This window comes from Aureimonas psammosilenae (assembly GCF_009176975.1).
In the GTDB taxonomy this organism is placed as follows: domain Bacteria; phylum Pseudomonadota; class Alphaproteobacteria; order Rhizobiales; family Rhizobiaceae; genus Plantimonas; species Plantimonas psammosilenae.
Map to the genome: position 1 here is coordinate 112,681 of NZ_WEZG01000008.1, position 12,088 is coordinate 124,768.

At 66.8% G+C, this 12,088-nt stretch carries 8 protein-coding genes; 6 read left to right on the forward strand and 2 right to left on the reverse strand.

The window, feature by feature from the left end:
• Positions 1-159 precede the first annotated feature (159 nt).
• Together F9929_RS15290 and F9929_RS15295 are read left to right on the forward strand one after the other, a co-directional pair.
• The gene (locus tag F9929_RS15290) at positions 160-3,849 is read left to right on the forward strand and encodes a hydantoinase B/oxoprolinase family protein (protein ID WP_152047451.1); all 3,690 of its coding nucleotides are present in this window, start codon (positions 160-162) and stop codon (positions 3,847-3,849) included.
• Between the two features lie 76 nt (positions 3,850-3,925).
• Complete coding sequence (locus F9929_RS15295) at positions 3,926-5,263, forward strand: aspartate aminotransferase family protein (protein WP_152047452.1); 1,338 nt, start codon at positions 3,926-3,928, stop codon at positions 5,261-5,263.
• 46 nt (positions 5,264-5,309) lie between these two features.
• Here the strand turns inward: F9929_RS15295 and F9929_RS15300 are convergent, their stop codons facing one another.
• Both F9929_RS15300 and F9929_RS15305 read right to left on the reverse strand, forming a co-directional pair.
• Positions 5,310-5,507, reverse strand: coding sequence for a hypothetical protein (locus F9929_RS15300; RefSeq protein ID WP_152047453.1), 198 nt, complete (start codon positions 5,505-5,507; stop codon positions 5,310-5,312).
• A 111-nt stretch (positions 5,508-5,618) separates the two neighbouring features.
• Entirely contained in the window at positions 5,619-6,713 is a 1,095-nt protein-coding gene (locus F9929_RS15305) for a helix-turn-helix transcriptional regulator (RefSeq protein WP_210251350.1), read from the reverse strand.
• A 101-nt stretch (positions 6,714-6,814) separates the two neighbouring features.
• On the opposite strand from F9929_RS15305, the gene F9929_RS15310 reads away from it, so the two are divergent.
• From F9929_RS15310 to F9929_RS15325, 4 genes are all read left to right on the forward strand, one after another.
• The gene (locus F9929_RS15310) at positions 6,815-8,656 is read left to right on the forward strand and encodes a sensor histidine kinase (protein ID WP_152047455.1); all 1,842 of its coding nucleotides are present in this window, start codon (positions 6,815-6,817) and stop codon (positions 8,654-8,656) included.
• On the forward strand, positions 8,653-10,017 hold the full coding sequence (locus F9929_RS15315) for a sigma-54-dependent transcriptional regulator (RefSeq protein WP_152047456.1): 1,365 nt from the start codon (positions 8,653-8,655) through the stop codon (positions 10,015-10,017). Before F9929_RS15310 ends, F9929_RS15315 begins: the two co-directional genes overlap by 4 nt.
• A gap of 540 nt (positions 10,018-10,557) precedes the next feature.
• On the forward strand, positions 10,558-11,535 hold the full coding sequence (locus F9929_RS15320; RefSeq protein WP_152047457.1) for a tripartite tricarboxylate transporter substrate-binding protein: 978 nt from the start codon (positions 10,558-10,560) through the stop codon (positions 11,533-11,535).
• Between the two features lie 80 nt (positions 11,536-11,615).
• Entirely contained in the window at positions 11,616-12,086 is a 471-nt protein-coding gene (locus tag F9929_RS15325) for a tripartite tricarboxylate transporter TctB family protein (RefSeq protein ID WP_152047458.1), read from the forward strand.
• Positions 12,087-12,088: the final 2 nt, after the last annotated feature.

A 12,088-nucleotide genomic window follows, 5' to 3' on the forward strand; every position in this document is an offset into this window, starting at 1 on the left:
CGACCCCACCCGGAGGCTTGCGGAAATACTAGACCCTCGGCGGTGGGAGTCAACGAAACCGATCGCTCGACGGCCAAGCTTCATATGACACCCCCCGATCATTGACCCTTCATCCATAAAATGATCCGGTCCGCGCGATCCGAGCGCAGGCGTTGCAAGATGGCGATAGATACGACGGCCAAGTGGGACTTCTGGATCGACCGTGGCGGCACGTTCACCGACATCGTCGCGCGGCGTCCCGACGGCTCGCTCCAGGCGCACAAGCTTTTGTCCGAGAACCCGGAAAGCTATCGCGATGCGGCCGTGCAGGGCATCCGCGAACTTCTCGGCTTGGGAGCAGGCGAGCCCATTCCCGCCGATCGCATCGCCTCGGTGAAGATGGGAACGACGGTGGCGACCAACGCCCTTCTGGAGCGCAAGGGCGAGCGCACGCTGCTCGTCACCACCAAGGGTTTTCGCGACGCGCTGGCCATCGGCTATCAAGCGCGCAGCGACATCTTCGCCAAGAAGATCGTCAAGCCGGAACTCCTTTATTCTGACGTGCTGGAAGTCGCCGAGCGGGTGCGCGCCAACGGCACGGTGGAACAAGCGCCTGACCCCGACACGCTGCGCGCCGCCTTGCGGGAAAAGCGTGCCGAGGGCTTCGACGCGCTCGCCGTGGTGTTCATGCACGCCTTTCGGTTCCCCGACCATGAAACGCTGGTGGGAAGGATCGCGCGCGAGGTCGGCTTTTCCCAAGTCTCGGTCAGCCATGAGGTCTCGCCGCTCATCAAGCTCGTCGGGCGCGGCGATACGACGGTGGTGGACGCCTATCTTTCGCCGATCCTGCGGCGCTATGTCGATCGGGTCGCCGCGGAACTCGGCGCGGGAACCGGCGCGGAGGCTCCGCGCCTGATGTTCATGCAGTCCTCGGGCGGGCTGACGGAAGCTCATCTCTTTCAAGGCAAGGACGCCATCGTGTCCGGCCCCGCCGGCGGCGTCGTCGGCGCGGTGAAGACGTCCGAGATCGCGGGCTTCGCCAAGGTCGTCGGCTTCGACATGGGCGGCACCTCCACCGACGTGTCCCATTACGACGGCGCCTATGAGCGCTCGTTCGAAACCGAGGTCGCGGGCGTCAGGATGCGAACGCCGATGATGTCGATCCACACGGTGGCGGCGGGCGGCGGCTCAATTCTTCACTTCGAGGCGGGGCGCTTTCGCGTCGGTCCGGACTCGGCCGGCGCCAATCCCGGCCCGAAGAGCTATCGGCGCGGCGGCCCGCTGACGGTGACGGACGCCAACGTCATGGTCGGCAAGCTGCGGCCCGATCTTTTCCCGCCGATCTTCGGCCCGAACCGCGACCAGCCGCTGGATACGCAAGCGGTGCGCGAGGCCTTCGCGGACCTCGCCGCCGAGATCGGCGACGGGCGCTCGCCGGAAGAGGTGGCGGAAGGCTTCCTGAAGATCGCCGTGGAGAACATGGCGAACGCGGTGAAGAAGATCAGCGTCGCGCGCGGCTACGACGTGTCGGACTACGCGCTGACCTCCTTCGGCGGGGCGGGGGGTCAGCATGCCTGCCAGATCGCCGACACGCTGGCCATGAAGACCGTGCTGATGCACCCGTTCTCGGGCGTTCTTTCCGCCTATGGCATGGGTCTCGCCGACACCCGCGCCCACCGCCAGCAGACCGTCGCGCTGCCGGTCGCGGAGGCGGGCGAGGCGCTGGAAGCCATGCGCGCGGAGTTCGGCGCGGCGGTCCTGGCGGAGATGGGTGCGCAAGGGCTCGGCCCCGGCGAGGTTCGGATCGAGGCGCGCGTCCATCTGCGCTACGACGGCACGGACACGGCCCTGCCGGTGGATCTCGGACCGGCTGACACCATGATTTCCGAGTTCGAGAAAACCCACGAAAAGCAGTTCGGCTTCCGCTTCACCAATCGCCGCGTGATCGCCGAGGCCCTGGAAGTCGAGGCGGTGGGCGGCGGTTCGGTTCTGGCCGAGCCCGAACATGCCCTGTCGGACCTTGGCGCAGAAGCCGCTCGCGAGGTGAAGATTTTCACCGGCGGCAAGACCCGCGCCGCCAAGGTCTTCATGCGCGAAGACCTGAAGCCCGGCCAAGGCGCGGAGGGTCCGGCGCTGGTCGTGGAACAGCACCAGACCATCGTGGTGGAGGACGGCTGGCGCTTCGGCGTCACGGCCAGGAACCACGTTCTCCTCACCCGCTCGCGCGAGATGGCGCGGGAGAAGGCGCTGGGGACGCAGGCCGATCCGGTGCTTCTGGAGGTCTTCAACAACCTTTTCATGTCCATTGCCGAACAGATGGGGGTGACGCTCCAGAACACGGCCTCGTCCGTCAACATTAAGGAGCGGCTCGACTTCTCCTGCGCCGTTTTCGACGCCAACGGCGCGCTTGTCGCCAACGCCCCGCACATGCCGGTGCATCTCGGTTCCATGGACCGCTCGGTGGAAAGTGTCATCGCGCAGAACCGGGGCGCAATCCGGCCGGGCGACGTCTTCGCCCTGAACGCGCCCTATAACGGCGGCACGCACCTGCCGGACATCACCGTGGTCACGCCGGTCTTCGAAGAAGGACGAGAGGCGGGGAGCGCTCGCGGCGCGACTGGGAAGGAGGAACCGGACATCCTGTTCTATGTCGCCTCGCGCGGCCACCATGCCGATATCGGCGGGGTCGCGCCCGGCTCCATGACGCCGCTCGCCACCACGGTGGACGAGGAAGGCGTTCTTTTCGACAATGTGAAGCTCGTGGATCGCGGCCGGTTCGACGAGGCCAAGATCGCGGCGATTCTCACCGATCACCCCTATCCCGCCCGCAACGTTCCCCAGAACATCGCCGATCTGCGCGCCCAGATCGCGGCGAACGAGAAGGGCGTCCACGAGATGCGCCGGACCATCGCCGCGTTCGGCCTCGACACCGTGCGCGCTTATATGGGCCACGTGCAGGACAATGCCGAAGAAAGCGTGCGGCGCGTCGTGGAGAAGCTGTCCGACGCTCAGTTCGAGTACAAGACCGACCAGGGCTCGGTGATCCGCGTGAAACTGACCGTGGATCGTGAAAACCGAGAGGCGACCGTCGACTTCACCGGCACCAGCGCCATGCAGCCGAACAACTTCAACGCGCCGGAACCCGTGACACGCGCCGCCGTCCTCTACGTCTTCCGCGTGATGGTCGAGGGCTCGATCCCGATGAATGCGGGGTGCCTTCGCCCGATCCGCATCATCGTGCCGGACGGCTCGATGCTGAAGCCCCGTTATCCGGCCGCGGTTGTCGCCGGCAATGTGGAAACGAGCCAGCACGTCACCAACGCGCTCTTCGGAGCGCTCGGCGCGATGGCGGCGAGCCAGGGCTCGATGAACAACCTCACCTTCGGCAACGCCACCTATCAATATTACGAGACGCTTTGTTCCGGCTCGCCCGCCGGTCGCTTCAACGACGGAACGGGTTTCGCCGGCACGGACGCCGTGCATGTCCACATGACCAATTCCCGCCTCACCGACCCGGAAATCCTGGAAACCCGCTATCCGGTGCTTCTGGAAGACTTTCGCATCGATGCCGGCTCAGGCGGGGCGGGCGCGTTCCCGGCGGGCGCCGGCACAAGCCGCACCATCCGCTTTCTGGAACGGATGGACTGCGCCATCCTGTCCTCTCACCGAACGCTCGCGCCCCACGGACTCGATGGCGGAGGGCCCGGCCGGATGGGGCGCACCAGCATTCGCCGCGCCGATGGGCAGATGGAGGAGTTGAAGGGTTGCGACCAGACCGTCCTCGACCCCGGCGAGGCGGTGATCGTCGAGACCCCGACGGCGGGCGGATACGGAGCCCCATTCACCGACCGAGGCGCTTCTCCCTCTTGATCGGCGTGCGGGAGGAGGCGACAAGGAAGAGCGCCTTCGCCGCGTCCCCCGAATGCCTTCGATCCCAAGGCTCGCCATGAACCACCACGCCAAGCCGAATGTCCCAGTGCTCGACAGCTACTGGATGCCCTTCACCGCCAACCGGCAGTTCAAGAAGGCGCCGCGCCTTCTCGTGGCGGCGGAAGGCATGCATTATACGAGCGACGACGGGCGCAAGGTCCTCGACGGGACGGCGGGCCTTTGGTGCGTGAATGCCGGGCATGGCCGCCGCCAGATCGCCGAGGCCGTGGAGCGCCAGCTCACGACGCTCGACTACGCCCCGTCCTTCCAGATGGGCCACACGATCGCCTTCGACTTCGCCGAGCGCCTTGCCGCGGTCGCGCCGGGCCCCGAGGGCGCCAAGCTCGACCGCGTGTTCTTCACGGGCTCGGGCTCGGAATCGGTCGATACCGCGCTGAAGATCGCGATCGCCTATCAGCGCGCGATCGGCCAGGGCACGCGGCAGCGCCTCATCGGGCGTGAGCGCGGTTACCATGGCGTCGGCTTCGGCGGCATCTCGGTCGGCGGTCTCGTCAACAACCGCCGCGTTTTCCCGCTTCTGCCGGGCACCGACCACCTGCGCCACACCTTCGATCCCGCCCGCAACCTCTTCGTCAAAGGCCAGCCGGAACACGGCGCGGAACTCGCCGACGATCTGGAACGCCTCGTCGCGTTGCACGGCGCGGAGACCGTCGCGGCCTGTATCGTGGAACCCGTCGCGGGCTCGACCGGCGTTCTGCCGCCCCCCAAGGGCTATCTCGAGCGCCTTCGCGCGATCTGCGACCGCCACGGCATTCTTCTGATCTTCGACGAGGTCATCACCGGCTTCGGGCGTCTCGGCGCGCCCTTCGCCACCGACTTCTTCGGCGTGGTGCCCGATCTCGTCGCCACGGCCAAGGGCCTCACCAACGGCGCGCTTCCGATGGGCGCGGTCTTCGCCAGCCGCAAAGTGCACGACGCGCTGATGCACGGCCCGGAAGGCGCGATCGAACTCTTCCACGGCTACACCTATTCCGGCCATCCCGCCGCCTGCGCCGCCGGCATCGCGACGCTCGACATCTACAAGAGCGAAGGCCTCCTGACGCGCGCCAAGGACGTCCAGGACGATTGGGACGCAGCGATCCATTCGCTGAAGGGCCTGCCCCATGTCGCCGACATCCGCACGATAGGCCTCATCGCCGGCATCGAACTGCAGGCCCGCGACGGCGCGCCGGGCGCGCGCGCCTACGAGGTGTTCACGGACTGCTTCGAGAAGGGGCTTCTCGTCCGCGTCACCGGCGACATCATCGCGCTGTCGCCGCCGTTGATCATCGAGCCGAGCCAGATCGGCGAGATCGTGGAAACCCTCGGTGGAGCGCTGAAGCGCGTGGCCTGATCCCCATGCCCGGCCGCGTCCTTGCGAAAGGGTGTGGCCGGGCCTTCTAGGTCGCCATCAGATCGTCCCGCAACTGGCGCAGTTGCATGCCGAACGATGGGCACGCGCTCCGCGACGCTTGATGGGGAAGGTTGGAGCGCAGGATATACTCGGCGACGACCTCCAGGGATACATCATAGACCTCGGACATCTCCATGAGATGCCGGTAAAGATCGTTCGACAACCTCAGACGATACACGCTCACGGCGCAGATCCATTCCACGTTCGGAAACCGCCCAACGGGAAAAAGCCGCTCTTGTTCACTCAAATTGGAGTGGTTTGCCGGGTATGGCGAATGAGATGCTAACGGCGGACGTCACGACAACCCGTCGAACCAGCGCTCCAGATCCGCGCCGATCAGGGGCGGCACGTCACCTTGCCCGGCCGCTGCAGGCTCCGCCGCGGCGCGCGAAGCCGAAGGTGCATAGCCGAACTCGCGCGAAAAGGCGCGGCGGAAACTGCGCTCGTCCGGCATGCCCCACCGCTTGGCGATCTCGGCGATGGAGAGATGCGCGAAAAGGTTCGAGGCGATGTCCCGCCGCGCGCCTTTCAGGCGGAGCCGGCGCACGGTGGCCGCGATATCGGCGCTGTCGCCCATGATGCGATAAAGCCTCGACCGGGACAGGCCGAATTCACGGCAGATCCGGGCGGGTCCCAGATCCGGGTCGACGAGGTGGCGGGCGATGAAACGGCGAATGGGAATGGCCGGGTCTTCGATCCGATCGCTTTTCTGGCCTGCGCCGGCGCGCGCGAGGACGCGGCCGGTCAGACAGGACAGAACGAAATGCAGGCTGATCTGAGCAAGCTCAGCGCCTTCGCGCGCCGCGATTCGATCCGGCAACGCCTGGAGCGCGCTGAGTTGATGGCCGAGCATCGTCGCTTGAACCGAGCCTTGCGGAAAGACGCGCCCGTCGAGGCCGCGCGGCCAGGGCATCTCCCGCTCCACGAGATCGAGCGGCACCACGAAGCCGAGCCACGTCGCCTCGTGAAGCGTCACGTCCATGGTGTCGGCCAACCGGGAGATGGAAACCGCGCCCGGTTCCACGGCAACCTTGCGTGGGCCGAGCTGGCCGGACAGCACGCCACGTTCCACCAGATTGACCAGAAGATGGTCGCGCCGGATTTCGCCGGCCATCGTAGCGTTCCGCGTGAAGCGGAAGGTGCTGGCCTCGACGCGAAGCATGCGGACGTCGCCGAGAACGCGCGAGCGGAAATCGGCTTCGAAGGTCGCGGCGTTTGCCGGGTCCACCTCAACCTTGCCGGACGGGGACATCGCATCCCGCCATCGCTCGATCCGCCAGGCCGGGCTTCCTTCGGCGGAGGAAAGGCGGATGTGAAGGGGGCTCGTCGTATCGGTTCGCGCCATGGTTCCCACCCATAGCAGAACCGCCGGCCGCTCGGTGCGAAACACGTCGTCTATCCAATGGGCAAGACTTGCCCTCGCCAGGTCAGAAAGCGTTTGTCCGCCGAGCTTCCCTTCCGCTATCCTCGCGGCTACTGAACGACGAACCGATGCGCCGTCCCATTCGCCTTCGCCTGCCGCTCTTGCTTGTGATCCTCGCCGCGGTCGGTGCGGTCTTGTCGGCATCCGCCGGCTTCTATGCCTATTCGCGCGCGCTGGAGCAGTCGCTGGCGACGGGCGCCGGCACTCTGCGATTGGCGGTGGCGGCGCTCGACGGGCATCTGGCGCGCTATGAATCGCTGCCCGTTCTGATCGCAGAGCAACCGGCCGTTCGCGAGCTTCTGGCGGCACCCGAAAACGAGGCCGCCCGCTTGAAGGCCGACGCTTATCTGAAATCCGTCAACGCGCTGTTGTCGGCCTCGGATGTCTACGTGATGCTGGCGGACGGCGAGACGGTGGCGGCGAGCAATTTCGACGGTCCCGCGAGCTTCGTCGGCGAAAACTTCCGTTACCGTCCTTACTTCCAGGACGCGGCCGAGGGCCGGCGAGGGCGCTTCTTCGGCCTTGGCACAACGTCCGGCAAGCGCGGCTACTACTTCTCCGCACCGGTCTGGGGAAACGGCGCCGTGACGGGCGTCGTGGTCTTCAAGGTCGATCTCGACGCGCTCGAGACGTCCTGGGCGAGCGGTGAGTTCGAGATCCTGGTGACCGATCCGGAAGGCGTGGTCTTCATGGCGGGCCGACCGGACTGGCGCTACCATGCCTTCGAGCGCGTCGGGCCGGACGAGCGGTCGCGCACGCAGGAGATTCGTCGCTACGCCGAAAGACCGCTGCCCGATCTCGGCGTCGCGCATGGTCGCTCCGGCGACCGGACCCTGGCGCGCATCGAAAGCGATGGCAAGCTGCGCAGCTTCGTGGCGCTGGCCGAGCCGATGCCGGCGGCGGGCTGGACGGTGCGTGTCCTGGTCGACACGGCGCCGGCCCGGCTGCAGGGCATCGCCGTTGGCTCGGCCGCCTTGTTTCTCCTCGGCATCGGCGGCTTCGGCTTCGCCGCCTTCCACCAGCGCCGTCATCGCCTAGCCGAGCGCCAGCGCGCGCAGAACGAGGCGCATGAAGAGCTTGAGCGCCGCGTCGGCGAGCGCACGGCGGCGCTTGCCATCGCCAACGGGCGGCTGGAGCGCGAGGTCGCCGACCGCCGCGCCGCCGAGGAGCTGCTTCGCCGCACCCAGTCCGACCTCGTGGAAGCCGGCAAGCTCGCCGCGCTCGGCCAGATGTCGGCGGCGCTGAGCCACGAGTTCAACCAGCCGCTCGCCGCCGCCAGCGCCTATGCCGACAGCGCGGCGGTGCTGATCGACCGGGGACGTCTTTCCGAAGCGCGCGAGAATGTCGGGCGCATCGCCAGCCTGATGGACCGCCTATCGAGTATCTCCCGGCACCTTCGAACCTTCGCCCGCCGGCCGGAGGAACGGCTGGAGGCGGTGCATCTCGCAACCGTCGTCGCTGATGCCCTCGCCATCGCGGAATGGCGTTTGAAGGCTGCCGACGCGGTCGTGGAAACACGGCTCGACGCCGAGGTGGAGTTCGTTTCCGCCGTACCCGTCCGGCTCCAGCAGATCCTCGTCAACCTCGTGTCCAACGCGGCGGACGCCGTGGAAGGGCTCGGCGACCGACGCATCCTCGTTTCCGCCGCACCCATCGCCGGCGGACGGGTGCGGATCGCCGTGTCGGACGGGGGCCCCGGCGTTCCCGACGCCATTCTGCCGCGCATCTTCGATCCCTTTTTCACGACCAAGGGGGTCGGCAAGGGTCTGGGGCTGGGTCTGTCGATCTCCTACAATATCGCCCGCGATTTCGGCGGAAGCCTTTCCTGCGAGAAACGGCCAGGAGGCGGGGCGGAATTCGTTCTCGTCCTGGAAGCGGTAGAGGCTCAGACGAAGGAAGCCGCGCAATGAGCGGCGCGACCGTGCTTCTCGTGGAAGACGAAAAGGAAGTGCGCCTGTCCTATGCGCAGGCGCTCGATCTGGCGGGCTTTCCCGTGCGCGCCTTCGCGGCGGCCGATGGCGCGCTCGAACTCGTCGGCCATGCCTTTCCCGGCATCGTCGTGTCCGATATCCGCCTCGGCGGCATGGACGGCATGACGCTGCTCGGCCGCATCAAGGCGATCGACCCCGACATCCCGGTGGTTCTCGTGACCGGCCATGCCGATACCGCGCTCGCCGTTTCCGCCATGCGCGAAGGGGCCTACGACTTCATCGAGAAGCCTTGTCCGCCGCGTCAGCTCGCGGATGTCGTGGCGCGTGCCCTCGACCGCCGCCGGCTGGTTCTTGAGAACCGTCGTCTTCGCGCCATGGCGGATGGGCGGCGCGACAATCTTGAGTCGCGACTGGCCGGACGGGCGGCGGCAATGGTGGACCTTCGCTACCGCATCCGCGCTTTGGCGGCGGCCGATGCCGACGTTCTCGTAGTCGGCGCCACCGGCACCGGTAAGGAAGTCGTTGCCCGCGCCCTTCACGAAGTCGGCGAGCGCGCCAGCCGGCCTTTCGTGGTGGTGGACTGCGCCGCTCTGCCCAGCAGTCTGGCGGAAGACGAGCTTTTCGGCCACGAGCCCGGCGCCGTGCCGGGAAGCCCGCGCGCGCGTTTCGGCAAGTTCGAGCAGGCCCATGGCGGCACCGTCCTCCTCGACGAGATCGCCTCGCTGCCGCTGGATCTTCAGGCGCGGCTCCTGCGGGTGATCCAGGACCGGACGGTGACGCGCATCGGCTCGCATGTCCCCGTTTCCGTCGATCTGCGCTTCGTGGCGACGATGAAGGCCGATCCGGGGGAGGAGGTCGCAGCGGGCCGCCTGCGCGCCGATCTTTTGTATCGTTTGAACGTCGTGACCCTGCGCCTTCCCCCGCTTGCCGAGCGGCGCGAGGACGTGCCGCTTCTTTTCATGCACCTCGTGTCGGAAGCCTCCGCCCGGCTTGGGCGCGAGGAGCCGGACGTGCCCGCGACCGTTCTGGCGGATGTCGCGCGCCGCGATTGGCCGGGAAACGTGCGCGAGTTGCGCAACGCCGCCGAGCGCTATGTGCTGGGCCTCGGCCTCGCGTCCCACGAACCGGCGCCGGACGGCCAGTCGGGACGACGCCTTGCCGAAAGGGTCGCCGATTACGAGCGCTCGCTGATCGCCGGGGCGCTGGCGACCTCTGGCGGAAGCCTGAAGACGGTCTACGAATCGCTCGGGATCTCGCGCAAGACGCTTTACGAGAAGATGCAGAAGTTCGGTCTCGACAAGCGCGACTTCGGCGACGACGACTTCGGCGACGACGGATAAAGCCCGCAATCTTCTGCGATGGGTGGAAATCCTCCCATCCCGCCGGCCTCGATGGGAACGAATCCACCCATCCGTCTGGAAGGTCGCCGGAATTTCCTCGAGCCCGCCCGCAAGCGCGGTTGCACGAGGGCGATGGCTGGGATTTCCTCAACGGCAAGCGCTGCACGCATTGGGAGATGCGCGGCCGCATGGCAGGCTGTCTGGGAGGACATTCATGACGCTTACGCTTCACTAGAGCGTCGTCCGGGATATCGGACGCGGGGTCGCCGCCGGGCTTTTGGTTCAAGGTCGAGGGGTTCGACAAGGTCGTAGCGGGGCTACGGCCGCAGGCGAAACCCGATGGATTTGGGCCAAAAGCACAAGGCAGACTCGCGTTTGATATTCTGGACGATGCTCTGGCTTCTTCGCATTCCCCTTCGCGCTGGCACCCGCTCCATGGGCGGGCGTGCCCGCCATCGCATCGCAAGAACGCTTGGCGCCGTGTCGTCCATCGGGACGCCGCGCCGATGTCATTCGAACATTCACACCGGGAGGATTCTCATGCTCTTCAAACGTCTCGCCCTTGCGGCCTTTGCCGCCGTTCTCGCCTCCGGCAGCGCCCTGGCGCAGGACAGCTATCCCTCGCAGCCGATCACCGTGATCGTGCCCTTCTCCGCCGGCGGCCCGACGGACACCGTCACGCGCCTCATCGCCCAGTCCATGTCCACCGATCTCGGCCAGCAGGTGCTGGTGCAGAATGTCGGCGGCGCGGGTGGTACGCTCGGCGCGGGACAGGTCGCCAAGGCCAAGCCTGACGGCTACACCCTGCTTCTCCACCATATCGGCATGTCCACCGCGCCGACCCTTTATCGCCAGCTCGAATTCGATCCCCTGAAGGCCTTTTCGCCGATCGGTCTCGTGACCGCCGTTCCGATGACCATCGTCGCCCGCAAGGACTTCGAGCCCGGCAACATCGCCGAACTCATCGAATACCTGAAGAAGAACGGCGCGGACACGACCTATGCCAATGCCGGCATCGGCTCGGCCTCGCATCTTTGCGGCATGCTCCTTCAGGAAGCCGTCGGCGTCGAGATGGTGACGGTTCCCTACCAGGGCGCGGCCCCGGCCATGACGGACGTCATCGGCGGACAGGTCGACATGCTCTGCGACCAGACCACCAACACCACGAACCAGATCAAGGGCGGGGAAGTGAAGGCCTATGCGGTGACGACGCCCGAGCGCGTTCCCTCGCTTCCCGACCTCCCCACAACCAAGGAAGGCGGTCTGCCCAAGCTCGACATCGCCGTGTGGCACGGCCTCTACGGACCGGCCGGTCTCGACGCGGCCGTGGTCGCCAAACTCGAAGCCTCGCTGAAGAAGGCCTTGAAGAACGAAACCGTGAAGGCGCGCTTCGCCGAACTCGGCACCCTGCCGGTGTCGGACGACGAGGCGACGCCGGCGGCGCTGTCGAAGGAGCTTTCGTCCCAGATCGATCTGTGGCGGCCGATCATCCAGGCGGCGGGCACCTACGCGAACTGACCATCCAAGGATGAGCCGCCGGGGACGGGAGCCCTCGGCGGCCAGTCATCGGCCTGAACAGAACGGGAAAGGGGGAGGAAATGAGTACCGTCGTCCAGACAGCGAGAAACCGGGACATTCTCGCGGGAGCGATCTTCGTCGTCATCGCGCTTCTCTTCGCCTGGGAAGGCTCGAACTATCCGCTCGGCCGGGCCCTGCGCATGGGGCCGGGCTTCATCCCGCTTCTTCTGGCCGGCACCCTCACGGTGCTCGGCATCTGCGTTCTCGTGTCGGGTCTCAAAAAGCAGGAACGAGCCGAGATCGGCGCCGTGCCCTGGAAGGGCATCGCCTTCGTTCTCGCCGCCCTCGTTCTCTTCGGCGAAGGCGGCGCGCTGCTCGGACTCGTGCCGACCGTGTTCCTGTGCGTCGCCATCGTGGCGCTCGCCTCGTCGCAGAACTCGGTGCGGGACGCGCTCGGCATCGCGGCGCTGATCACGCTTCTGTCCTGGCTCGTCTTCAAGGTCGGGTTGTCGGTTTCGCTGCCGACATTCGGCCCGCTCTTTTCGTTCTAGGG